Raw genomic sequence first — 24,013 nt, 5'->3', positions numbered from 1 at the left:
GCCGGGAGGTCGCGTCGGGCTCAGGGGCTCGCGTGGGAATCGCGTGCGGTGGACCGGGCGTCAGATGGCCGGGCGGCCGACCGCGCTGATGGTGTGGATGCCCTGCTCGTCGGACTCGGCGTAGGTGCTGGCCATGTGCTGGAGCTTGTCGCCGATACCTTCGAGGCGCTCACCGAGGGAGTCCATCGACGTGAACATCCCGTCCCTGATGGGCGTGTAGATCGTTTCGAAGAGGTCGCCGAAGTCGCAGTTTTCCCAGGGGCTGCCGAGGGCTTCGAGATCGTCCTGCAGCTTCTTCGATGCCTTCGAGAAATCGTCGCCGATGTGGACGAAGGCGTTGCCCTGTGTCCGCAGCACATCCGGATCGACGTCAAATGCCTTGCCTGCTGCCACCATTGCCCCCGTTTTCAAGCCTGTCGCGCGCTGACTCTTGGCGCGACCCTAATACTCCCACATTAGGTGATCTGAATGCGGGCGCGTCAAGGTGAGAGTGTGGAGAGTGTGTGGGCATCCCGGCACGTCAATACCGATGAGTTTCTGGGGAATTGGCCCACCTATGGCTTTGGGGGCATTGGTGAATCTTGCGCCGGTGGGAGGGTGGAGAGTGGGTGATCGCACACCTCGACCGCATGCTTAAGGTGCAGGTTAAGTATTGGTGCGTTGTTGGTCAATCGCGGGTGTGCGGAAAGAGCGTCCGTGGGTGATGCGCAAGTGATGTGCGGGCGGGTGGGGCGCGCACGGCGCGTGAAGGGTGGCAGGGCGTGATCAAGTAGTCGCGCCGGTAGGTGACCGGGCATGGTGATCAAGCGGGGCCTGCCGGCTGTGATGTGGGGTCAGTCGGGCGTGGGAGATGTGTTCGCCGGTTGGGGTGTCGGCGCGACGCATTGATGTTCGGGGTGTGGGGGCGGGGAATTCGGCCTGGGTGCAGTGGGGCCATGTGGTGGGTGGGATTTCCGGGATGGTGGCGCGCATGTCCCGTCGGCATACGGTCCACCGGGGGAGAGGTCGGCTGGATGGGGACGCGCGGACGATCACTTGTCCCGTAGCATTTCCGCTCATGGATGCACCCGGCAGTGAAGAGCCCCTTCCCGAGAGTCGTGTAGGGCTGACGCCTCGTCAGGCGAGGCGAATACGCATCGTCCTGGCCTCAGTGCTGATGGCGGCGATGGCGGCGGTGCTCGTGGTGCGCCTGGCCTCGCGTACGTCCGTCCTGGTGGTCGGGGTGTACGGAGCCGCGCTGGTGCTCTGCGGCGTGGTGATCGAACTCAGCCGGAACGGGCGTACCCGGCTCGGCACATGGCTGCTGGGCATCGGGCTGGCGGCCGCGCTCGCGGCGGACTGGCTGCTGCTGCCCTGAGGGCCGGCGGCGGGGCCGCCCCCTTCCTGACACTGACACGCAGACCTCGCGTCGACTCGTCCGCGGTCCGGGCGGACTCGTACGCATCGGCCGTTCGGCCGGACTCGTCCGCGGACGCCGTTCGGCCGCCCGGAGAACTCGCCCCGCGCGGCCGAACCGGCCCCGGCGCCCGAACTCGGAGCCCGGGCACTCGGCGGCGCCCCGGCAGTGCCCCAGCAGCGCCTCAGAGTCTCAGCGCCTCAGAACAGCCCGTGCCACATCTGCTCGATGACCAGTGACCACCAGTTGCCCTGGTCGTCCAGTGCCCAGGAGTCGATCGCGGCGATCTGCTCCTGGAAGGCGGCGACCGCCGCGCCCGCCGCGAGCGGGTCCATCCCCTGCATCTCCCGACGCGTGGTGACCAGCAGCGCGAGCGAGCGCAGATACGCGGAGAGCGTGCGGTTGACGAACCGGCCGCCGCCCGAAGACGGCTGGACGGCCCAGATCGTGCCGACCATGCTCTGCTGCGCTTCGGGCGCGACGCACTGGACGGCGATCGTGTAGAGGCCGTCGGTGCCGAGCCGGACGTAGCCGGCGAGCGTGGTCAGGGCCTCTTCGCGGGCCTCCGTGCCGGTCTCGCGCAGGGAGGACGCCACGTCCGTGAACATCCCGCCGGGGGGCGGGGTGTCGGGGCGGTCCGCGGTGAAGAAGTACGGCACCGCGGCCGGCAGTCCGGCCCAGACCAGGGTGTTCCTGGTGGCCTCGGGCAGCTGCCCGGCGGCGATGTCGTCGGCGTCCGGGCGGCTCACGCCCTGCGGTCCGAAGACCTCCACGAGGTGCTTGCCGAGGGCCACGTCCCGCATCTGCGGCGCGGCCTCGACGTGCTCCGGCACCGGCAGCCGGTGCGGACGCGGCGGCGCCTGCCGACCCGCCATCTGGTGCATCATCTCGACGTGCCGCAGCAGCCCGGCGATGCCCTCGGCGCGCTCCTCGGGGCGCATGCCGTAGCCCTCGGTGCAGGAGAAGGCGGCGTTCGGGAACGTACGGAGGATGAAGTCGCCGGGGTAGCCGCCGGGCAGCAGGGCGGGCCGCAGGTCGGTGTGGATCGCGCGGACGTCCGCGGGGTTCACGCCCAGCCGCCGCAGCTCGTCGTGGAGCTGGAACTCGACGGGCGGCTGCCCGGGAGCCGAGACCTTGGCCAGGTTGGTCTCCTCGCCGGTCGACGGATCGTCGTAGGTCGCGACGGCGGTGTTGCCGGGGCCGGTGACCGGGGGCCGGGCCGGTTCCGCCGGAGCGGTGCCCGCGCCGCCGCCGTGCTTCTGCTGGTACATCCGTACGACCTCGTCGACGGGTACGGACGGCCATACCGTCAGCTCGCCCGACGCCCGGTCGACGACGCCGCAGGCGGTGCCGATCTCGGCGGGCGGGCGCCGCTGCCCGGTCTGCGGGTCGACCTCCGGGGGAGGCGGTACGGCCCACACCACCCAGCCGAGGTCGAACTCCTGCATGGCCACCTCGCGCGGCGGGCCCTGATGCCCTTCGGGGTTGAGCCAGCGGGCGGCGGTGGCGTGTGCCTGCGCCTGGGTGATCACGAGTGGTCTCCTTCGAGGCCGTGGGGAGCGTCGGCGTCAGTGGTGCCGGGGCGCTGGGCCGGCACGGTGGGGGCGGCGGGGACGGGCGCGAGGATCTGGCGGGCGGTCACACCGCGCTCGGTGGCGACGACGAGCACTCCGTCCAAGGAGAGATCGGCGCCGGTGATCGGGGAGTCCGAGAGCAGCGCGGCCACCACCTCCCGGCTCGCGCGGTCCCAGACCCGCAGGTAGTCGGCGCCCCGGCTGAGGGCGAAGGGCGCGGCCGCCCGCTCCTCCTCCGAGGGCTGCATCGTCCGCGCGGGGTCGGCGTCGAGGTACTGCGGAGCGTGCAGGTCGTGGAGCAGCAGGGCCACTCCGCCGCGCTGCCCCTCTCCGCTGCCCTGGGCCGCCGCGTCGCCCTGCGCCGGATCGTGGCTCGGAGCCGGGCCGCCGTCCTGGCCGCCGGGCACCGTACGGGAACCGGGGGTGCCCTCGGGAACGAGGAGGGCGGCGACGGCGCGCGGGGCGGCGCTGCCGCCGGACGCCGGGGAACCGTCGCCCCCGGCCGCGTCCGCCGGCGCCGTGCCCTCGCCGTCCGGGGGCAGCGAGGCGATCGTCACCGCGCGCACGCCGGCCAGCGGTACGCTCCACAGCGTCCGCCACGGCAGCGCGAAGCCGCGTGCGTGCAGGGCCTGGGCGTACGGCGCCAGCCCGTCCTCGACGAATGCGGTCTCCAGGAGGGCCGCGCGCATGGTGGCCGACGCCTGGGAACGGGTGAGCAGGGGAGCGGTCCGCAGGTACGTACGGGCCGGTGCGCCCAGCTGTTCGGCCGGGACGGCCTCGACGGCGGCCCGCAGCGGCACCGGGTCGGCGTGTGCGAACAGGCCCGGGTCGGTGAGGAGCTGGGGGAGCAGACCGGCTTCGAGGGTGTGTGCCGCGAGGTGGTCGCGGATGTAGGGATCGGCCTGCGACCAGTCCTGCTGGGGCACCGCCTCCAGCAGCGCCATGGCGATCTTGGTCTGGGCGTCCCGCACGTCCGGCAGCCCGGAGCGGATCTCCGCGGCGAGGGCGGGGTGCATCAGACGCAGCAGCGCACGGGCCGCACCGTCGTCGGGACGGGCCGCGGAACCGGTTCCGGGGACGCCCCCGTCCGGCTCCTCCTCCGCCTCCTCGTCGTCCGCGGAGGTCTCGACCGGCTGGACGAACGGCGCCGCCAGCAGCATGCCGTCGGCGAGGTCCTGGCTCATGTCCCGTCCGGCGAGGGCGCTCGCCAGCCGCCCCAGGAAACGGACCGGCAGGCCCTCGCCCTCCGCGAACGCGAGCGGTGCCAGCATCAGCCGCAGGACCTGGGGATCGGCGCCCAGCCGGCGGGCGTGCAGATCGAGCGCCTCGCCGACGCTGCCGGGCAGCAGGGAGGCGTCCGCCGGGTCGAAGCCCTCGGGCTGCATGAGCAGCGACTGCACGGCGAGCTGGAGGGTCAACCGGTCGCCGGCCGCGCGCTCGGCCATCGCCGCGGCGAGCGCCCGGCGGGCCGACGGGTCGGTGGTGTACGGGAGTTCCGGCGCCCCCAGAGCGGGGTCGAGCGCGGTCTCGGCGTGCAGTGCCAGGCCCTTGGGGTCGGCCCACTCGGGAGCGTCCAGGTCGATGATCTGCGCCTGGCCGTCCGGCAGCTCCGCGGTCAGCTCCGCGGCCAGCTCGCGCGGTACTTCGGCGAGCAGCTGAACCGTTTCGGTGGCGGCGAGCGGCTTGAGCACGTCCCGTATGAGGCGGGCCGGTTCGTTCGCGGCGCGCACCGGACCGGCCTGGTCCACGTCCGGCACCACGATGGTCACCGGCTCTTCACGGCCGGCGAGTTCGGTGAAGACGTCCTCGCTGCGCGTGGCGCTCAGCTCGAAGTGATCGGCGAGGAGCCACAGGACCTGTGCCGCGGTGCGGCCCCCGGGGCTCGGCACGGCGGGCGCCGGCAGGTCCGGGGGCACCGTGGCCGGGTCCATGTCGTCCAGCGGCAGCCGCTTGCGGTAGTCGGGATCGCACATCATCAGGAAGCCGGTGATCAGGCGCGAACGCCCGCTTCCCGGGTTTCCGGTGAGCACGATGACACGCGGCGCACCGGGCCACCGCATGCGCCACGCCGCCAGCGCGCGCAGCGCGGCGCCGCGGCCGCCGATGTACGGATGCGGTGCATAGCCGGCCGCCCGGGCGTTTCCTTCTTCTGAGGCGCTCATGGCTTCCTCGTCCCCCATCAATCCCGCCCTCCACCTTCGTGGATTCCTGCGTGTACCGCCTCGATCCTATGGTCCGGTGCGCGTGCGCGGGACGGGGCGGGGTCTCTGTTCCGGAACTGGAACACGCAGGCGGGGGCGGGTGTGGGGGCGTTGTGCCGGTGGTGTGGGGGGTGAGCGGGTTGCCGGTGGTCCCTGGGGCGCGTTTTCCCGGCCCGTTGTGGAGAAATCGAGACCGCTCGGTGTGGAAAGGAAGCAGATCCGCCCGAATTTCCTGGGCGGCGATCAGCGTTCCTCCGTCCCGAGCGAATCGAGCGACTCCAGCGAATCATCCGAAACGAGCGAATCAACCGCATCGGGCGCAATCCGCCGTACCGTCGATACCACCTGGATCGACGGTATCGACGGCATCGACGACGGTGCCGGCCGAATCGGCCGCGCCGACGCCGATTTCCGGGAGCGGCCGGTATCCGGGATCAGCGCCGGTGCCCGCGTCCGGCGCCGCGCCGCGGGGTCGTGACGATGTTGGACGACGGCGCGTCGCGCTCGGCGCGCTCCTTGTCCTCCTTCTCGTCCTGCTCCTTCTGCCAGGCGGCGAACTTCTCGCGCGACTCCTCGCGCTCGGCCATGGTCTGGTTCTCCGCGGCCCGCCGGATCTCGGTCATCCGGTCACCGATGGCGTCCATGTAGCCCGGCGTCTGGATGGCGTCCTTCATGCCGATGCGCCCCGAGAGCACCTCCTGGGCCATCTCCTGGAGCTTGCCGCCGACATTGGGGTTGTCCGCCAGGACCTTCAGCGCCTTGCGCAGCCGGTGCGCCTGCTCCGGGTCCTGGGCGACATCCATCAGGTCCTCGTCCTGGATCTGCCGCTCGTTGCTCATCCCTGCCCCCTTGAACGTCGTGGCACAGCAACCGCGTGTGCTGCACCGGCGTCCTGAGTCTAATGACGGGTGTGAACGGGTCGTCAAGGCGGGGGTTGTCGGTAATGCCGCAAATTGCTCGGTATGCATTCCCCGCCCACTCCGCCGCCCGCTCGACGGCGGGCTTCGGGCCTATTGCGGGTGTGCTAGACCTGAGGCGATGTTGGCAGGCAGCTGTCATTCAATTCGGGGAGAAATGATGTCCGACGAAGTCCGGCTCAGTACGGAGGAGTTGCACAAGCTCGGTGCGACCTTCGAGATACGCGCGGAAGAACTGAGCCGGCAGCTGGCCGCATTCAGAAGGCGGGCGGATGCCGAGGCGCTGCGGGACGGGTTCGGTGGCGATGAGGCGGCCCGGCCCCACCGCGAGCTGTACGAGCAGGCCGAGCACGCCCTCGTCCAGCTCCAGCAGCGGCTCGCCGAGGTCGGCGGCGGCCTCAAGGAGACCGTCGCCAACACGCAGGCGACCGAGGACGACCTGGTCGAGATGATGCGGAGCGTCAAGTGAACGAGCGACGCAACCCCGAGGCGCTGCACGAGGCGGCGGCCGGCTGGCGCGAGATGGGCAAGCACCTCGACGGCATGGTGCGCGATCTGGACCGGCACGTCGGCACCGCCGCCGCGGCCAACTGGCACGGTCCGGCGGGCGAGGCGTTCGCCGCGGAGTGGCACCGCCTCAAGCGGTCCGTCGACGACTCGCTGCCCGCCTTCGAACTGGCCGCGGCCGACCTGGAGACCGCCGCCGCGCAGTCCGACGACAAGGCCGCCGAGCAGCACGGCGCGCCCCCGGTGGACAACTCCGCGAACAACGCGCCGTCCACCTCCGGCCGCGACGCCGCCTACGGCTTCATGGCCCTCGGGCAGCTCGCCAACGGCCTCGGCGGCGCCTTCGGCAAGCGCGGGGGCGGCGGCGGTCAGAGCCAGCGGCCGCCCGTACGGCACCAGTGGGAGACCTCCACGGCCGCGCACGGGCCCGACCCGTTCGGACCCGCGCAGGCCGGCGAGGCCAGGACGCGCGGCGGCGAGGGCATCGCCAAGGGCGTACGGACCCGGCCGGCCGGTGCGGAGCCGGGCGGCGAGCGGGACGCGAAGGCCAAGCCGGAGCAGGCACCGGCGGCGGCCAAGGCGGCGCAGGCCGAGCCGGCGAAGCCGGACACGGCGCCCGGCGCGCCCGACACCGGCCAGCACGGCGCCTTCGGCTGACCCCTCACCGGCGCGGCACGCACCGGCACCCGCACCGAAACGGCGGTGGGGCGCCCCTCCTGAGAGGGACGCCCCACCGCCGTTGTGCGTGCCGCGGGTTACTGGCCGTTGGCCGGCAGCCAGCCCGTCTGGACCAGCTGCGCACCGCGCTTGCGGGTGATGAACGTCGCCCGGCCGGGTGTGAGGGGCTGACCCTTGACGTTGCCCATCAGCGGACCCTCGCCGGGGTCGGCGGACAGGATCAGACCCTGCGCACCGAGCTCCTTGGTGCGCTGCATCACCGGCTCGAACGACGACCGGCCGGCACCCGAGGAGCTGCGCGCGATGATCAGGCGCAGACCCAGGTCACGGGCGAACGGCAGGTACTCCAGCAGCGGCTGCAGCGGGTTGCCGCTGCTGGTCGCCACCAGGTCGTAGTCGTCGACGATCACGAACGCGTCCGGCAGGTCGTACCAGCTGCGGTTGCGCAGCTGCTCCGGCGTGACGTCCGGCCCGGGCATCCGTCGGCCCAGCGAACCGGCCAGTCCGCTGATGACCTCCTGCAGCTGCGGACCGGCGGCGCAGTACTTGTACAGATGGCTCTCCGGGACCTCGCCGAGCAGTGCGCGGCGGTAGTCGGAGACCACCATCAGCGCCTTGTCGGACGGGTACCGCTCGGCGATCTGCTTGGTCAGCAGGCGCAGCAGCGACGACTTGCCCGACTCGCTCTCGCCGTAGATGACCAGCAGCGGGTCGGTCTCGAAGTCGATGAAGGCCGGGGACAGCGTGGTCTCGTCGACACCGATCGCGATCCCGTGCTCCGGGTAGTCGCTGCCCTTGGGCAGATCGGTGGCGCGCAGCATCGTGGGCAGCATCCGCACCTTGGGGGCGGGCTCGCCCTGCCAGTGCTCCTTGACCGTCGACACCAGGTTGGCGATGCCGTCGCTGATCGTCTCCGGGTCGCTCATCCCGTCCAGGCGCGGCAGCGCCGAGAGGAAGTCGAGCTTCTCGGGGGACAGACCGCGGCCGGGCTTGCCCATGGGGACGTTCTCCGCGCGCTTGCGGTCGAACTCCGACTCCATCGGGTCGCCCAGGCGCAGCTCGACGCGGTTGAGGAGCTGGTCGCGCAGCGCCGGGCGGACCTCGGTGTAGCGGGCGCCGGCGATGATCAGGTGGACACCGAAACCGAGACCCCGGGCGGCGATGTCCAGGATCACCGGGTCGAGCTGCTCGTAGTCGGTCTTGAAGGTCGCCCAGCCATCGATGATCAGGAAGACGTCGCCCCACTTCTCGTCGGGGAAGGCGCCCGCGGCCCGCCGCTGGCGGTAGGTCGAGATCGAGTCGATGTTGTTCTGCCGGAAGAACTCCTCACGCTGGTTGAGGATGCCGACGACCTCGGCGACCGTACGGCGGACCTTCTCCGCGTCCAGACGCGAGGCGACACCGCCGACATGCGGCAGGTCCTCCATGGTCAGCATGCCGCCACCGCCGAAGTCGAGGCAGTAGAACTGCACTTCGGCAGGGGTGTGGGTGAGCGCGAACGCCGCGATGGCGGAACGGACCAGGGTCGACTTGCCCGACTGCGGACCACCCACGACCAGACCGTGACCGGCACCGGCGGAGAAGTCCAGGTACATCACGTCGCGCCGCTGCTCGAACGGCTTGTCCACCAGCGCGACCGGCACCACGAGCTTGCCGAGCGCGGTGTACTCCGCCGCGTGCACGCCCCGCTCGGGGGTGACCGCGAGCGTCGGCAGCAGCTGGTTGACCGTCGGCGCCTCCTCCAGCGGCGGCAGCCACACCTGGTGCGCCGGCGGGCCCTGGCCCTGCATCCGCTGGACCATGACGTCGAGCACGGTGTCGGCGAGCGCGTCGTCGATCTCCGGCTCGGCCGCCTCGACCGCCACCGGCTCCTCGATGATCTGCTCGATGACCGGGGCCGCGGTGAAGGGCACCGGCATCCGCGTCGACCGGCCACCGGGGCCGCTGCGGCCGCCGCCACCCGGGCCGCGGTAGGTACCGGAGACGTATGCGGCCTTGAACTGGACCATCGTCTCGGTGTCGTACTTCAGGATGCCGGAACCGGGGACGTTCGGCAGGTGGTAGGCGTCCGGCACACCGATCGCGGTCCGCGACTCGGCCGCGGAGAACGTCCGCAGACCCAGCCGGTAGGACAGGAAGGTGTCCAGACCGCGCAGCTTGCCCTCTTCCAGACGCTGCGAGGCGAGCAGCATGTGCACACCCATCGAACGGCCGATTCGACCGATCTGGATGAACATCTCGATGAAGTCGGGCTTGGCGGCGAGCAGCTCGGAGAACTCGTCGATGATCATCACCAGCGACGGCAGCGGGTCCAGCGGGGCACCCGCGGCACGCGCCTTCTCGTAGTCGGTGATGTTGGCGTAGTTGCCCGCGGAGCGCAGCAGCTCCTGGCGCCGCTGGAGCTCACCGGTGATCGAGTCGCGCATGCGGTCGATCAGCGTGACGTCCTCACCGAGGTTGGTGATGACCGCCGCGACGTGCGGCATCTCCGACATGCCGGTGAAGGTGGCGCCACCCTTGAAGTCCGCGAGGATGAAGTTCAGCGTCTCCGAGGAGTGCGTGACCGCGAGCGCCAGCACCAGGGTGCGCAGCACCTCGGACTTACCGGAACCGGTAGCGCCGACACACAGGCCGTGCGGGCCCATGCCCTGCTGCGAGGCTTCCTTGATGTCCAGCATGACCGGCTGGCCGTCGCGGTCGACACCGATCGGGACCCGCAGGCGCTCGGCCAGCGTCCGGGGCCGCCACGTACGCGCCACGTCCAGCGAACCGGCGTCGCCGATGTTGAGCAGGTCGGTGAAGTCCAGCGCGGACAGCAGCGGTTCCTCGCCGTCGGCACCCGAACCCGCCCGCAGCGGGGCCAGCTGACGCGCCAGCGACTCCGACTCGGCGATCGACAGGGTGTCGCAGACGCCGTGGTAGACCGCGCCGCTGGCCGACTCCAGCACCAGCTTGCCCGGCCACACCTGCACGGCCAGACCGCCGCGGATCTCGTCCAGGTCGCCGGGGACGACCTCCAGGATGGTGACGCCCTGCAGGCCCTCGGCGCCGGCGATCACCGAGTCCATCGGGACCTCGCCGCCGTCGAGCACGACCACCACATGCGGGGTGTCGGTCACCGGAGTGCCCTGCGGGTTGAACCGCCCGCGGCCCTCCAGCTCGTCCGCCAGCAGCTCCTCGACCTCGCCGAGGTCGCCGACGACCAGCCGGCGGCTGCCCGCGCCGTCCGTGGACTTGTCCTGGACCTGCGGCAGCCACTTGGTCCACTCCCACTCGGCCTGCGCACCGGGCGCGGCGACGACCGCCACCACCAGGTCCTCGGGCGAGTGCAGGGTGCACAGCTGAGCGATGATGGCGCGGGAGGCGCCGTAGACCGTGTCCGGGTCGCCCGAGACGGTCAGGTGGTAGAAGGCGCGCAGCGAGACCGCCAGCGGCAGGTTGTCCAACTGCCCGTGCTTGTCGAGGAACTCCTTCATCGCATGCGCGGTGAGCGGTTCCAGCTCGTCGACCGGCGCGGTCTCCGGCGCCCTCAGCGGGGTGGCCAGCTGCTGCGGCCCGAGCCCGAGGCGTACCTGCCCGAAGTCGGGGTCGGTCGCCCGCCGTTCCCACACCCGTTTGCCCTCGGCCACGATGGACCACAACTGGCTCGGATCGGGGTGCGTGAAGAGCTGCGCGTCCCGCTGCTTGCGCGCGGTGCGCCGCACCTCTTTACGCTTCTGCGTCAGGTACTTGAGGTAATCCTGGCGCTCCTGAAGCATTTGTCCGGAAGGCCCCTGGCGGGCTTTGACGATCTGTACGATCGCCATTGCCAGAGTGGACGCCACCATAAAGCCGCCCATGATTTTCATGAACGGCTGATTGCCCATGAACAGGAATCCCGCGGATGACGCCATGCCCATCATGGGCATAAGGGTCATCAGCATGTTCTCCGATTCGCCTTCCCGCGGCAGCTCCGGAGGCGCCTCCAGTGTCACCTCCTCCGAGGGGACTTCGGGTGGCAGCGCGCGGGGCGGGCGCTTGACGATGACAACGCTCACCGAGGCATCAGTCCTTCATGCATCTCGCAGTCTCGGACCGCCCCCGTTGGATTCGACGGTCCCCCCGAGCCAAGTCCTTGGCCCGAACCAGGCGTTGATCCTACTGTTAAGCGTCAAGTCTCGGGGTGGGTGGGGCGGTCGCTGAATTGGACGGTACGCTGACGCCTCGCGAGCGTGCCGAGGTCCTGCAGTGACGGCTCTATATATACGGCGCGCGAAGCGACAAAACGCCCAACGGATAGGGGGAACCGCCAGGTGAGCACGAGCACTGGCACCGGCTTTTGCCGGGTCACAGTCGCCGCGCCGGACGCACGGATCGACGTGGCTCTGCCGGAGGACGTCGCACTCGTCGACATTTATCCGGAGATCCTGCGGCTCTCCGGGCAGTCCCAGGCCGAAGGCGCACCGACCGGCTACCACCTCGTACGCCGCGACGGCACGGTCCTCGACGCCGGGCAGTCGCTCGCACAGCAGCAGATCCTCGACGGCGACCTGCTGCTGCTGAAGCCGTTCGCCGAATCGCTGCCGCTCCCGGTCTTCGACGACGTCTCCGACGCCGTCGCCTCCGCGGTCAAGCGCAACCGCAGCCGCTGGAGCGACGACCTGATGCACCTCGTCGGCCTCACCGCCGGCGTGCTGCTGCTCGTGATGATGGCGTTCGCCCTGTGGTTCTCCAACCCCGTCGACCGCGATATGCACCGCCTGCCGGGCATCATCGCCGGCGTCGTCGGCATCGTCCTGGTCGCGCTGGCCGGCGTCCGCGCCCGGGTCTACGACGACCACGGCTCCTCCATCGCGCTGGGCCTGGCCGCGCTGCCGCATCTGCTGATCGCCGGCTCCGGCATCTTCCCCGTCGACGAGGGCGCCGGCCCCGGCCGGCTGCACCTGCTCGTCGGCTGCGTGACCGTGCTGATCGCCTCCGTGCTCCTGGTGGTGCTGCTGCCGCGCGGTGACGCCCCCTTCGTCGCGGCGGCCTTCCTGTCCGCCATCGGCACCCTCGCGGTCTTCGCCGCGATCCTCACCGACGCCCAGCCCCGCGAGGTCGCCGCCGTCACCGCCGTCGTCGCCATCGCGATGGTCGCCTGGCTGCCCGGCCTCTCCGCCCGCTTCGCCCGGCTGCCGATCGGCTACAAGTCGCCCGACCAGATCGCCAAGGGCTCCTTCGAGGGCGGCGGCGAGACCGAGTCCGTCGACTTCGTCAAGATCGGCAACCAGGCCAAGCGCGGGCACGAGCTGCTGCTCGGCCTGGTCGCCGGCTGCGCCGCCCTGGTCGTCGGCTCGGCCGGCATCGTCCTGGGCTTCTCCGACAACATGTGGGCCCAGCTGCTGGCCCTGGCCGCCGGCATCACGATCATGCTCCGCGCCCGGCTCTTCGACTACACCGCACAGGTCGCCTGCCTGACCATCGCCGGCATCCTGACGATCGTCCTGCTGATCCTGGGCATCACGCTGCACCCGCCGACGGACATCTTCGTCGACCTCGTGCAGTACCAGGACGCCGGTCCGCTGAACATCCGCACCGTCTGGTTCTCCAGCAGCATCGCGGTGGGCGCCGCCCTCCTGGTCGGCGTCGGCCTGATCGTCCCGCGCAAGGGCGTCACCCCCTTCTGGGGCCGGATCTTCGACATCTTCGACGGTCTGGTCCTGCTGTCCCTGGTGCCGCTGTGCCTGGCGGTCCTGGACGTCTACAACGAGGTGCGCGGCCTCACCGGCAACTAGCGCGCCGACCCGCCCGTGCCACGGCCCCCCGACCACCCGGTCGGGGGGCCGTTCGCAGCTGGTACGCTGTGTGACGGTCCGGTCGAGTCATCCAAGATTCCCTGTGAGGCAAACCAGGGGCGCTCACGGACCGAAACCCAAGAGGAGTACCGCGTGTCGCTCGACGCCGCTACGAAGAAGCAGATCATGGCCGAGTTCGCCACCAAGGAGGGTGACACCGGCTCCCCCGAGGTTCAGGTCGCGATGCTCACCCGCCGCATCTCGGACCTGACCGAGCACCTCAAGACCCACAAGCACGACCACCACTCCCGCCGTGGTCTGCTGCTGCTCGTCGGCCAGCGCCGCCGCCTGCTGCAGTACCTGGCGAAGAAGGACATCACGCGCTTCCGCGCACTGGTCGAGCGCCTGGGCATCCGCCGCGGCGCGGCGGGCGCCAAGTAAGACGCCATAAAGGGAGCGGTTCCCGCCGGGGGCCGCTCCCTTTGCCATACGCACCGGATGCCTACGCCCTCTCATGGAGGACGGAAGCTTTGTAGTCTGGTGCCATATCGCAAAACTGAACGCGGTAGGAGCGCCTCCTGGCCGCCGGTCCTCGGTAGTGGCCCCCGGACGGTCCATGCACGGCATGCGACCCGCTCCGGGAGCTTCGATCGAAGACCGGCCCGCACCGGCGCTCCACCGAAGACGGTCTGCCGCCATACGGGCAGCAGACGCAGACGAGGAGATATTCCTGGTGGAGAACGAGACCCACTACGCCGAAGCCGTGATCGACAACGGCTCCTTCGGCACCCGCACCATCCGCTTCGAGACGGGCCGCCTGGCCAAGCAGGCCGCCGGCTCCGCCGTCGCGTACCTGGACGACGACACCATGGTGCTGTCGGCCACCACCGCCTCCAAGAACCCGAAGGACCAGCTGGACTTCTTCCCGCTGACCGTCGACGTCGAGGAGCGGATGTACGCAGCCGGGAAGATCCCCGGCTCCTTCTTCCGTCGTGAGGGCCGCCCCTCCGAGGACGCCATCCTCACCTGCCGCCTGATCGACCGCCCGCTGCGCCCGTCCTTCAAGAAGGGCCTGCGCAACGAGATCCAGATCGTCGAGACGATCATGGCGCTCAACCCCGACCACCTCTACGACGTGGTCGCCATCAACGCCGCCTCCTGCTCCACGCAGCTGGCCGGCCTGCCCTTCTCGGGCCCCATCGGCGGTACCCGCGTCGCCCTGATCAAGGGCCAGTGGGTGGCGTTCCCGACCCACACCGAGCTTGAGGACGCCGTCTTCGACATGGTCGTGGCCGGCCGCGTCCTCCCGGACGGCGACGTCGCGATCATGATGGTCGAGGCCGAGGCCACCGAGAAGACCATCCAGCTGGTCAAGGACGGCGCCGAGGCCCCGACCGAGGAGGTCGTCGCCGCCGGTCTGGAGGCCGCGAAGCCGTTCATCAAGGTCCTGTGCAAGGCGCAGTCGGACCTCGCCGCCAAGGCCGCCAAGCCGGTCGGTGAGTTCCCGATCTTCCTCGACTACCAGGACGACGTCCTGGAGGCCCTCACCAAGGCCGTCAAGGACGAGCTCGCCCAGGCGCTGACCATCGCCGGCAAGCAGGAGCGCGAGTCGGAGCTGGACCGGGTCAAGGGCCTGGCCGCCGAGAAGCTGCTGCCGGAGTTCGAGGGCCGCGAGAAGGAGATCTCCGCCGCGTACCGCTCGCTGACCAAGACCCTGGTCCGTGAGCGCGTCATCAAGGAGAAGAAGCGCATCGACGGCCGCGGCGTCACGGACATCCGTACGCTGGCCGCCGAGGTCGAGGCCATCCCGCGGGTGCACGGTTCCGCGCTGTTCGAGCGTGGCGAGACCCAGATCCTGGGCGTCACCACCCTCAACATGCTCCGTATGGAGCAGCAGCTGGACACCCTCTCCCCGGTGACCCGCAAGCGCTACATGCACAACTACAACTTCCCGCCCTACTCCACCGGTGAGACCGGTCGCGTCGGCTCCCCCAAGCGCCGCGAGATCGGCCACGGCGCGCTCGCCGAGCGTGCGCTGATGCCGGTGCTGCCGACCCGCGAGGAGTTCCCCTACGCGATCCGTCAGGTCTCCGAGGCCCTCGGCTCCAACGGATCCACGTCCATGGGCTCGGTCTGCGCCTCGACCATGTCGCTGTTCAACGCCGGTGTGCCGCTCAAGGCGCCGGTCGCGGGCATCGCCATGGGCCTGATCTCCCAGGAGATCGACGGCGAGACCCACTACGTCACCCTCACCGACATCCTCGGTGCGGAGGACGCCTTCGGCGACATGGACTTCAAGGTCGCCGGCACGAAGACCTTCGTGACCGCCCTCCAGCTGGACACCAAGCTGGACGGCATCCCGGCCTCCGTCCTGGCCGCGGCCCTCAAGCAGGCCCGCGACGCGCGGATGCACATCCTGGACGTGATGAACGAGGCGATCGACGTTCCGGACGAGATGTCCCCGAACGCGCCGCGGATCATCACCGTCAAGATCCCGGTGGACAAGATCGGTGAGGTCATCGGCCCCAAGGGCAAGATGATCAACCAGATCCAGGAGGACACCGGCGCCGACATCACGATCGAGGACGACGGCACGATCTACATCGGTGCCGCCGACGGCCCGGCCGCCGAGGCCGCCCGCGCCACGATCAACGGCATCGCCAACCCGACCATGCCGGAGGTCGGCGAGCGCTACCTGGGCACGGTCGTCAAGACCACCACCTTCGGTGCGTTCGTCTCCCTGCTCCCGGGCAAGGACGGCCTGCTGCACATCTCGCAGATCCGCAAGCTCGCCGGCGGCAAGCGCGTGGAGAACGTCGAGGACGTGCTCGCGGTGGGCGCCAAGGTCCAGGTCGAGATCGCCGAGATCGACCAGCGCGGCAAGCTCTCCCTGATCCCCGTGATCGAGGAGGAGGACGCCGCCAAGGCCGACACGAAGGACGACACCGACAAGTGACGTCCCGTACGCACAGGACGACGGCCCGCACCTCTTCGGAGGGGCGGGCCGTCGCCCGTACCCAAACGCTTCTCAAGGGCGCCGCGGGCGCCGGCACGGTCCGCCGGACCACCCTCCCCGGCGGCCTGCGCATCGTCACCGAGACGCTGCCGTCGGTCCGCTCCGTGACCTTCGGGATCTGGGCGAACGTCGGCTCCCGCGACGAGACCCCGTCCCTCAACGGCGCCACGCACTACCTGGAGCACCTGCTCTTCAAGGGCACCGAGCGGCGCAGCGCGCTGGACATCTCCGCCGCCATCGACGCGGTCGGCGGCGAGATGAACGCCTTCACCGCGAAGGAGTACACCTGCTACTACGCGCGGGTGCTCGACACCGACCTGCCGCTGGCCATAGACGTGGTCTGCGACATGCTCACCGGCTCGCTGATCGAGGCCGAGGACGTCGACGCCGAGCGCGGCGTCATCCTCGAAGAGATCGCGATGACCGAGGACGACCCCGGCGACTGCGTGCACGACCTGTTCGCGCACACCATGCTCGGCGACACCCCGCTCGGCCGCCCGGTCCTGGGCACCGTCGACACCGTCAACGCCCTCACCGCCGACCGCGTCCGCCGGTTCTACAAGAAGCACTACGACCCCACGCACCTGGTCGTCACCGCCGCCGGCAACATCGACCACGCCAAGGTCGTCCGCATGGTCCGCCGCGCCTTCGAGCAGGCCGGGGCGCTGGACCGGACCGACGCCGTGCCGATCGCCCCGCGCTCCGGCACCCGCGCCATCCGCACCACCGGCCGCGTCGAGCTGCTCAACCGCAAGACCGAGCAGGCCCATGTGATCCTCGGGATGCCCGGCATGGCACGCACCGACGACCGCCGCTGGGCGATGGGCGTGCTGAACACGGCCCTGGGCGGAGGCATGTCCTCCCGGCTCTTCCAGGAGGTCCGGGAGAAGCGCGGCCTGGCCTACAGCGTGTACTCGTACACCTCCGGCTTCGCCGACTGCGGCCTCTTCGGCGTCTACGCCGGCTGCCGCCCCAACCAGGTGCACGACGTCCTGAAGATCTGCCGCGACGAGCTCGACCAGGTGGCGGCGCACGGCCTCAGCGACGACGAGATCCACCGCGCCATCGGCCAGCTGCGCGGATCCACCGTCCTCGGCCTGGAGGACACCGGCGCGCTGATGCATCGCATCGGCAAGAGCGAGCTGTGCTGGGGCGGGCAGATGTCGGTCGACGAGATGCTCGCCCAGATAGCGGCCGTCACCCCCGACGAGGTCCGCGAGGTGGCCCGCGACGTGCTCGGCCAGCGCCCCTCGCTGTCCGTCATCGGCCCCCTGAAGGACCGGCAGGCGGCCCGCCTGGACGACGTCGTCGCCTAGGCGCGCCCGCCGTACCACCGAGAGAGAGACTGGAAACGATGAGCAAGCTGCGCGTGGCCGTACTCGGAGCCCAGGGACGTATCGGCTCCGAGGCCGTACGGGCCGTCGAGGCCGCCGAGGACATGGAGCTGGTCGCCGGGCTCGGCCGGGGGGACAAGCTGGAGACGCTGGTCGAGGCCGGTGCCCAGGTCGTGGTCGAGCTGACCAACCCCGGCGCGGTGATGGGCAACCTCGACTTCTGCGTGCGGCACGGCATCCACGCGGTCGTCGGCACCACCGGCTGGACCGACGAGCGCCTCGCGCAGCTGCGGACCTCGCTGGCGGCCTCGCCGGAGGCGGGCGTGCTGATCGCCCCGAACTTCTCCATCGGTGCGGTGCTGACCATGCGGTTCGCCCAGCAGGCGGCGCGCTTCTTCGAGTCGGTCGAGGTCGTCGAGCTGCACCACCCGAAGAAGGCGGACGCCCCGTCCGGCACCGCCGCCCGTACCGCCCAGCTGATCGCCAAGGCCCGCGAGGAGGCCGGCTGCGCCCCGCAGCCGGACGCCACCAGCACGGCCCTGGACGGTGCCCGCGGCGCGGACGTGGACGGCGTGCCGGTGCACTCGGTACGGCTGCGCGGGCTGCTGGCCCACCAGGAGGTGCTGTTCGGCGGGGAGGGCGAGACCCTCACCATCCGCCACGACTCCCTCCACCACAGCAGCTTCATGCCGGGCATCCTGCTCGGTGTGCGCCGCGTGGTGAGCACGCCGGGCCTGACCGTGGGCCTGGAACACTTCCTCGACCTGGACTGAGGCGGACGGTCATGGGCGGCAAGATCACGTACTTCTTCCTCGCCACCGTGCTGGTGATCGTCTTCGGCGTGGTGGCGCTGGAGGGCGTACTCCTGCTGCTGACCGGCGAGCCGGCCGCGATGGGGATGGGCGCGGTGGCCTTCGTGCTGCCGTGCATCGGCGCCTGGTTCCTCTGGCACAACACCCGCTTCGCGCGCGACGCGCACCGGCTGGCGCACGCGCTGGAGGCCGAGGGCGGGCTGCCGGTCGACGAGCTGGAGCGGACCCCGGGCGGCCGGATCGACCGCGACGCGGCCGATGCGGTCTTCGCCCGGCGGCAGGCCGAGACGGAGGACGCGCCCGGCGACTGGCGCACGTGGTTCCGCCTCGCGGTCGCCTACCACGACGCCCGGGACACCCCGCGCGCCCGCAAGGCCATGCAGCGCGCGATCGCGCTGCACGACGCCGCTCCGTCCCAGCCGGCCTGACCCGGAGCGCGCCCGGTCCGCCGGATCGCGCCGGGGGCCGGTCCGGCCCTGCGCGCCGGACCGGTCTCAGGCGCGGTACTCCGCCGCCCATGCCTCCAGCACGTCGGTGGCCCGTTCGAACGTCTCCGGGCGGTGGAGGAAGTCGGCGTTGTGGTCGGTGACCAGGGTCCGCAGCGGCCCGCCCCGCCTGCGGTCGACGACCAACGCCTGCCCCTGCACCGTCCGCGGCAGCCCCAGCCAGCGCACCGGCTGCTGGCGGGTACGCACCGACGCGACGGCGCTCCACGGCTCCGTCGTCGTACGCAGCAGGTTCACCTGCCGCAGGCCGTGCGCGCTGACCCACACGCCCACCCGCAGCAGCCGCAGCGCGAGGGCGATCGTCAGGGCACCGACCGCCGCGACGATCCCGGCGCCGGGCAGCGAACCCGCCATCGCGATGATCATCGAGGAGAGCAGCACGAACGAGGCGAGCAGCAAAAGCACCGACGCCGCCCCCACCCGCCACGGTCCGGGGCGGTAGGGACGGCGCCAGTGGTCGGGCTCGTCATGCGGCAGCGCGGCCGAATCCGCGGCATCGAGGTCGCGGTCGGCCGTCAGGAAGGGCAGGGGCACGACTGATCCTCACTCGGGGCGGCTCAGCACAGACGAACGTGCTGACGGTAGCTGTGACCGGTGAGGCTATCGGGACCTGCGGAGCGGAACCACCCGGTGGTCCGCTCCGCTCGCCCGTTCAGCGATGGGCCGCCTCGGACTGATGCGTCCGATTCGGGGCCGAGCTGTCCTGCTGCAGCGCGGGAACGCCGAACAGCAGGGCGCCGGCCAGGCCGCCCACGACTGTCAGCGTGATCAGTGACTGGCCGAGGAGCTGCGCGCGGGAGGCGCGCTCGCGCGGTGGGGGAGTGACATTGCTGCGGAACCGGTCTGCCTCGGCAACGAAGGCGAACGGGACGGGCTCTCGCCGGCGGAACATGAGCGGGCTCTCCTAGGAACCTCGAAGTGGGCACTGTCACAGGGTTAGACGCATGTGGCGTCCGATTGGTGCCCGTTTTCCAAGACTTCTGTGAAAAATATCAACTCCCGCCCCACGCCCTGCTACAGGCCGTCCCTTTTGCGCCTAACGCGGCATCACGCCGCATTCTCTCGGCTGTCAGTGCCGGGCCGTAGGCTGGGCGCGCACGAGGATCGAACGGAAGGAACCGCCGGTGTCGCACACCCCCGCCGAGAGCACTGAGAGCCCCGACGGCGCAGCCGTCAGCTTCCGGAGCGAGGTGACGGTCGAGCTGGTCAAGCACAGCGCCGCGGACAGCGACGTGCTGTGGGCGGCCCGCGTCTCCACGGCCGGCGAGCAGTCCCTTGAGGAGCTGCAGAAGGACCCGGAGCGCTCCAAGGGATTGATCAACTACCTGATGCGGGACCGGCACGGCAGCCCCTTCGAGCACAACTCCATGACCTTCTTCATCAGCGCGCCGATCTTCGTCTTCCGTGAGTTCATGCGCCACCGTGTCGGCTGGTCGTACAACGAGGAGTCCGGTCGCTACCGCCAGCTGGACCCGGTCTTCTACGTCCCCGGGGAGTCCCGCAAGCTCGTCCAGCAGGGCCGCCCCGGCAAGTACGAGTTCGTCGAGGGCACCCAGGCTCAGCACGAGCTCACCGGCCGCGTCATGGAGGACTCCTACCGCCGGGCGTACGAGGCGTATCAGGAGATGCTCGCCGCCGGCGTCGCCCGCGAGGTCGCCCGCGCGGTGCTCCCCGTCGGCCTGTTCTCCTCCATGTACGCGACCTGCAACGCACGCTCCCTGATGCACTTCCTCGGCCTGCGCACGCAGCACGAGCAGGCGAAGGTCCCGTCCTTCCCCCAGCGCGAGATCGAAATGGTCGGGGAGCAGATGGAGGCCCACTGGGCCAAGCTCATGCCGCTCACGTACGGCGCATTCAACGCCAACGGCCGGATCGCGCCGTAAAGCCCAGGCGGCGGGCCGGACGCCGGGCCCGCAGGGCAGCCGTGCGAGATGTCCGGATTGCGGCCTTTTGAGAAGTTCATCTACGCTGAACAGACGGACCCGGCACTGCTTGAACCCCCGAGCAGGCAGTGCCGGAGTCCACATCCCTGCTCCCCGGAGGCGCACCCCGCGGTGAGCTACGAGTAGCGTGGGACCCATGGCTCCGACTTCCACACCGCAGACCCCCTTCGGGCGGGTGCTGACCGCTATGGTCACGCCGTTCACGGCGGATGGCGCCCTCGATCTCGACGGCGCGCAGCGGCTCGCCGCACACCTGGTGGACGCCGGTAACGACGGCCTCGTCGTCAACGGCACCACCGGAGAGTCCCCGACCACGAGCGACGCGGAGAAAGCGCAGCTCGTTCGCGCCGTGGTCGATGCGGTCGGCGATCGCGCCTTCGTCGTCGCCGGAGCCGGCACCAACGACACCCACCACAGCCTTGAGCTGGCCCGCGCCGCCCAGGACGCCGGCGCCCATGGCCTGCTCGCGGTGACGCCGTACTACAGCAAGCCTCCGCAGGAGGGCCTGCTGCGGCACTTCACGGCCATCGCGGACGCCACCGACCTGCCGGTCATGCTCTATGACATCCCCGGCCGCAGCGGCGTCCCGATCAACACCGAGACCATCGTCCGGCTCGCCGAGCACCCCCGGATCGTCGCCAACAAGGACGCCAAGGGCGACCTCGGCCGCGCCAGCTGGGCCATCGCCCGCTCCGGCCTCGCCTGGTACAGCGGCGACGACATGCTGAACCTCCCGCTGCTCTCGGTCGGAGCCATCGGGTTCGTCTCCGTGGTGGGCCATATCGTCACCCCCGAGCTGCGCGCCCTCCTGGACGCCCACCTCAACGGCGACGTCACCAAGGCGACCGAGATCCACCAGAAGCTGCTGCCCGTCTTCACCGGCATGTTCCGCACCCAGGGCGTGATCACGACCAAGGCCGCCCTCGGCCTGCAGAACCTGCCCGCCGGCCCGCTGCGCCTGCCGCTCGTCGAGCTCTCCCCCGAGGAGACCGAACAGCTCAAGCGCGATCTCGCCGCCGGCGGGGTACAGCTCTGAACACAGACTTCATAACTGAATACGGACCAACAACCGCCACATAGCAAGTGCACGAATGTCATGCGCGCCACGTGCCTCGACGGCAGCGTGGCGCGTGTGGTGAGGAGAGTCTTTTGAGTCATCCGCATCCCGAGCTCGGCGCCCCGCCGAAGCTTCCCAAGGGCGGCCTGCGCGTCACCCCCCTCGGCGGCCTGGGTGAGATCGGCCGCAACATGACGGTCTTCGAATACGGCGGCCGGCTGCTGATCGTCGACTGCGGAGTGCTCTTCCCCGAGGAGGAGCAGCCCGGAATCGACCTGATCCTGCCGGACTTCTCGTCCATCAGGGACCGCCTCGACGACATCGACGGCATCGTGCTCACGCACGGTCACGAGGACCACATCGGCGGTGTCCCCTACCTCCTGCGCGAGAAGCCGGACATCCCCCTCATCGGCTCGAAGCTGACCCTCGCCCTGATCGAGGCGAAGCTCCAGGAGCACCGGATCCGCCCCTACACCCTGGAGGTGAAGGAGGGGCACACCGAGAAGATCGGCTCCTTCGACTGCGAGTTCGTCGCGGTCAACCACTCCATCCCCGACGCCCTGGCCGTCGCCATCCGCACCCCGGCGGGCATGGTCGTCCACACCGGCGACTTCAAGATGGACCAGCTCCCGCTGGACCGCCGCCTCACCGACCTCCCCGCGTTCGCCCGGCTCGGCGAGGAGGGCATCGACCTCCTCCTCTCCGACTCCACGAACGCCGAGGTCCCCGGCTTCGTCCCGCCCGAGCGCGATATCTCCAACGTGCTGCGCCAGGTCTTCGCGAACGCCGAGCGGCGGATCATCGTCGCCAGCTTCGCCAGCCATGTGCACCGCATCCAGCAGATCCTCGACGCGGCCCATGAGTACGGCCGCCGGGTCGCCTTCGTCGGTCGCTCGATGGTCCGCAACATGGGCATCGCCCGCGAGCTGGGCTATCTGAAGGTCCCGGCCGGGCTGGTCGTCGACGTCAAGACCCTCGACGACCTCCCCGACGACGAGGTCGTGCTGGTCTGCACGGGCTCCCAGGGCGAGCCGATGGCGGCGCTGTCCCGGATGGCGAACCGCGACCACCAGATCCGGATCGTCCAGGGCGACACGGTGATCCTGGCGTCCTCGCTCATCCCCGGCAACGAGAACGCCGTCTACCGGGTGATCAACGGACTGACCCGCTGGGGCGCCACCGTCGTCCACAAGGGCAACGCCAAGGTCCATGTCTCGGGCCACGCCTCGGCCGGCGAGCTGCTGTACTTCTACAACATCTGCAAGCCGAGGAACCTGATGCCGGTGCACGGCGAATGGCGCCATCTGCGCGCCAACGCCGAGCTGGGCGCGCTGACCGGCGTGCCGAAGGACCGGATCGTGATCGCCGAGGACGGCGTCGTGGTCGACCTGGTCGACGGCGTCGCGCGGATCTCCGGCAAGGTCCAGGCGGGCTATGTCTACGTCGACGGCCTGTCGGTCGGCGATGTCACCGAGGCCCACCTCAAGGACCGCCGGATCCTGGGCGACGAGGGCATCATCTCCGTCTACGTGGTCGTGGACAGCAGCACCGGCAAGATCGTCGGTGGTCCGAACATCCACGCCCGCGGCTCGGGAATCGACGACGCGTCCTTCTCCGCCGTGATCCCCAAGATCGATGAGGCCCTCGCCAAGTCGGCTCAGGACGGCATCACCGAGCCCCACCAGCTCCAGCAGCTGGTCCGCCGCTCGGTCGGCAAGTGGGTGTCGGACAACTACCGCCGCCGCCCGATGATCCTCCCTGTGGTCGTCGAGGTCTGACGCACAGAGTCGTACGAAGGTACTCAAGTCGGAGCGGGGGGGCCGGGTTTGTCTCCAGGCGCCCCGCTCCAGTAGGTTTACGGCTCCGCCTGAACGGGAAGCCCCACACGCCTGCGTGTGACGGACCGCTTCCCGCGGCAGGCGGAATTCCGACCCAGAGCAATCTGATAAAGTCGGATCAGCCGAAAGGCAAAACCCCTCCGACGGAAATCGGAACCGGAATCCAAGCGAAACCGGATCTGATAAAGTCGGAAAGGCCGAAAAGCGAAAGCCAAACGGTCGACCCCACTCCGACAGGGGGCCAGAGACGGAAACGGATCTGGTAAGGTTGGAAACGCGAAGAAGCCGAAAGGCGGAAACGCACCGGCGAAAATCGGAGCCGCGAGGATCTGATAGAGTCGGAAACGCAAGACCGAAGGGAAGCGCCCGGAGAGCCTGGTGAGACAGGCACAAAGGAAGCGTCCGTTCCTTGAGAACTCAACAGCGTGCCAAAAGTCAACGCCAGATATGTTGATACCCCGTCGACCGGAAACATCCG

20 protein-coding genes are annotated in these 24,013 nt (G+C 70.2%); 13 read left to right on the top strand and 7 right to left on the bottom strand.

What is annotated here, in order from left to right; all coding sequences use genetic code 11:
* Nucleotides 1-60: 60 nt before the first annotated feature.
* Nucleotides 61-396: a WXG100 family type VII secretion target gene (locus ACZ4NB_RS23460; RefSeq protein ID WP_467664422.1), complete on the bottom strand. Its 336-nt coding sequence runs from the start codon at nt 394-396 to the stop codon at nt 61-63.
* A 661-nt stretch (nt 397-1,057) separates the two neighbouring features.
* Between ACZ4NB_RS23460 and ACZ4NB_RS23455 the strand changes: the two genes are divergently transcribed.
* A complete protein-coding gene (locus tag ACZ4NB_RS23455) occupies nt 1,058-1,357 on the top strand; it encodes a hypothetical protein (protein WP_430976736.1) in 300 nt (99 codons plus the stop codon).
* Between the two features lie 239 nt (nt 1,358-1,596).
* Here the strand turns inward: ACZ4NB_RS23455 and ACZ4NB_RS23450 are convergent, their stop codons facing one another.
* Both ACZ4NB_RS23450 and ACZ4NB_RS23445 read right to left on the bottom strand, forming a co-directional pair.
* Nucleotides 1,597-2,928: an SUKH-4 family immunity protein gene (locus tag ACZ4NB_RS23450; protein ID WP_467664420.1), complete on the bottom strand. Its 1,332-nt coding sequence runs from the start codon at nt 2,926-2,928 to the stop codon at nt 1,597-1,599.
* On the bottom strand, nt 2,925-5,132 hold the full coding sequence (locus ACZ4NB_RS23445) for an ATP-binding protein (RefSeq protein ID WP_467664419.1): 2,208 nt from the start codon (nt 5,130-5,132) through the stop codon (nt 2,925-2,927). Before ACZ4NB_RS23445 ends, ACZ4NB_RS23450 begins: the two co-directional genes overlap by 4 nt.
* Before the next feature lie 241 nt (nt 5,133-5,373).
* Between ACZ4NB_RS23445 and ACZ4NB_RS23440 the strand changes: the two genes are divergently transcribed.
* Entirely contained in the window at nt 5,374-5,649 is a 276-nt protein-coding gene (locus ACZ4NB_RS23440) for a hypothetical protein (protein WP_467664418.1), read from the top strand.
* Here the strand turns inward: ACZ4NB_RS23440 and ACZ4NB_RS23435 are convergent.
* A complete protein-coding gene (locus tag ACZ4NB_RS23435; protein ID WP_467664416.1) occupies nt 5,606-6,010 on the bottom strand; it encodes a hypothetical protein in 405 nt (134 codons plus the stop codon). The two genes, ACZ4NB_RS23440 and ACZ4NB_RS23435, sit on opposite strands and share 44 nt — an antisense overlap.
* A gap of 238 nt (nt 6,011-6,248) precedes the next feature.
* Between ACZ4NB_RS23435 and ACZ4NB_RS23430 the strand changes: the two genes are divergently transcribed.
* Together ACZ4NB_RS23430 and ACZ4NB_RS23425 are read left to right on the top strand one after the other, a co-directional pair.
* Complete coding sequence (locus tag ACZ4NB_RS23430; RefSeq protein WP_467664414.1) at nt 6,249-6,557, top strand: hypothetical protein; 309 nt, start codon at nt 6,249-6,251, stop codon at nt 6,555-6,557.
* The gene (locus ACZ4NB_RS23425; RefSeq protein ID WP_467664412.1) at nt 6,554-7,252 is read left to right on the top strand and encodes a WXG100 family type VII secretion target; all 699 of its coding nucleotides are present in this window, start codon (nt 6,554-6,556) and stop codon (nt 7,250-7,252) included. The genes ACZ4NB_RS23430 and ACZ4NB_RS23425 overlap by 4 nt, the downstream gene beginning before the upstream one ends.
* Nucleotides 7,253-7,350: 98 nt before the next feature.
* Here ACZ4NB_RS23425 and eccCa read toward each other — a convergent pair whose 3' ends face one another.
* Complete coding sequence (eccCa, locus tag ACZ4NB_RS23420; protein ID WP_467664410.1) at nt 7,351-11,310, bottom strand: type VII secretion protein EccCa; 3,960 nt, start codon at nt 11,308-11,310, stop codon at nt 7,351-7,353.
* Nucleotides 11,311-11,565: 255 nt separating this feature from the next.
* Here eccCa and eccD point away from each other — a divergent pair, with 255 nt between their 5' ends.
* The 6 genes from eccD to ACZ4NB_RS23390 all read left to right on the top strand — a co-directional run bounded on the left by eccD (nt 11,566) and on the right by ACZ4NB_RS23390 (nt 18,619).
* The gene (gene eccD / locus ACZ4NB_RS23415; RefSeq protein WP_467664408.1) at nt 11,566-13,029 is read left to right on the top strand and encodes a type VII secretion integral membrane protein EccD; all 1,464 of its coding nucleotides are present in this window, start codon (nt 11,566-11,568) and stop codon (nt 13,027-13,029) included.
* 153 nt (nt 13,030-13,182) lie between these two features.
* Nucleotides 13,183-13,470, top strand: coding sequence for a 30S ribosomal protein S15 (rpsO, locus tag ACZ4NB_RS23410; RefSeq protein WP_128511718.1), 288 nt, complete (start codon nt 13,183-13,185; stop codon nt 13,468-13,470).
* A gap of 292 nt (nt 13,471-13,762) precedes the next feature.
* Nucleotides 13,763-15,985 carry a polyribonucleotide nucleotidyltransferase gene (locus ACZ4NB_RS23405; protein WP_451447485.1) on the top strand — a complete coding sequence of 741 codons (2,223 nt, stop codon included), beginning with the start codon at nt 13,763-13,765 and terminating at the stop codon, nt 15,983-15,985.
* A complete protein-coding gene (locus ACZ4NB_RS23400) occupies nt 15,982-17,361 on the top strand; it encodes a M16 family metallopeptidase (RefSeq protein ID WP_467664405.1) in 1,380 nt (459 codons plus the stop codon). Before ACZ4NB_RS23405 ends, ACZ4NB_RS23400 begins: the two co-directional genes overlap by 4 nt.
* A 38-nt stretch (nt 17,362-17,399) precedes the next feature.
* Nucleotides 17,400-18,152, top strand: coding sequence for a 4-hydroxy-tetrahydrodipicolinate reductase (gene dapB, locus ACZ4NB_RS23395; protein WP_384442872.1), 753 nt, complete (start codon nt 17,400-17,402; stop codon nt 18,150-18,152).
* Nucleotides 18,153-18,163: 11 nt separating this feature from the next.
* Nucleotides 18,164-18,619 (top strand): hypothetical protein, encoded by a 456-nt coding sequence (locus ACZ4NB_RS23390; protein ID WP_467664403.1) that lies wholly within the window; start codon nt 18,164-18,166, stop codon nt 18,617-18,619.
* A gap of 66 nt (nt 18,620-18,685) precedes the next feature.
* Here ACZ4NB_RS23390 and ACZ4NB_RS23385 read toward each other — a convergent pair whose 3' ends face one another.
* Nucleotides 18,686-19,231 (bottom strand): PH domain-containing protein, encoded by a 546-nt coding sequence (locus tag ACZ4NB_RS23385; RefSeq protein WP_467664401.1) that lies wholly within the window; start codon nt 19,229-19,231, stop codon nt 18,686-18,688.
* Nucleotides 19,232-19,349: 118 nt separating this feature from the next.
* Nucleotides 19,350-19,589 carry a hypothetical protein gene (locus tag ACZ4NB_RS23380; RefSeq protein WP_393493601.1) on the bottom strand — a complete coding sequence of 80 codons (240 nt, stop codon included), beginning with the start codon at nt 19,587-19,589 and terminating at the stop codon, nt 19,350-19,352.
* Between the two features lie 232 nt (nt 19,590-19,821).
* Between ACZ4NB_RS23380 and thyX the strand changes: the two genes are divergently transcribed.
* From thyX to ACZ4NB_RS23365, 3 genes are all read left to right on the top strand, one after another.
* Nucleotides 19,822-20,580, top strand: coding sequence for an FAD-dependent thymidylate synthase (thyX, locus tag ACZ4NB_RS23375; protein WP_467664399.1), 759 nt, complete (start codon nt 19,822-19,824; stop codon nt 20,578-20,580).
* Nucleotides 20,581-20,776: 196 nt separating this feature from the next.
* A complete protein-coding gene (gene dapA, locus ACZ4NB_RS23370) occupies nt 20,777-21,676 on the top strand; it encodes a 4-hydroxy-tetrahydrodipicolinate synthase (RefSeq protein WP_399151141.1) in 900 nt (299 codons plus the stop codon).
* 113 nt (nt 21,677-21,789) lie between these two features.
* A complete protein-coding gene (locus tag ACZ4NB_RS23365; RefSeq protein WP_467664397.1) occupies nt 21,790-23,475 on the top strand; it encodes a ribonuclease J in 1,686 nt (561 codons plus the stop codon).
* Nucleotides 23,476-24,013: the final 538 nt, after the last annotated feature.

It is taken from the genome of Streptomyces sp. NPDC026575 (assembly GCF_055567415.1).
Note: the sequence above shows the minus strand (reverse complement) of the source record. Positions and strands in the feature narration are given on the sequence as shown.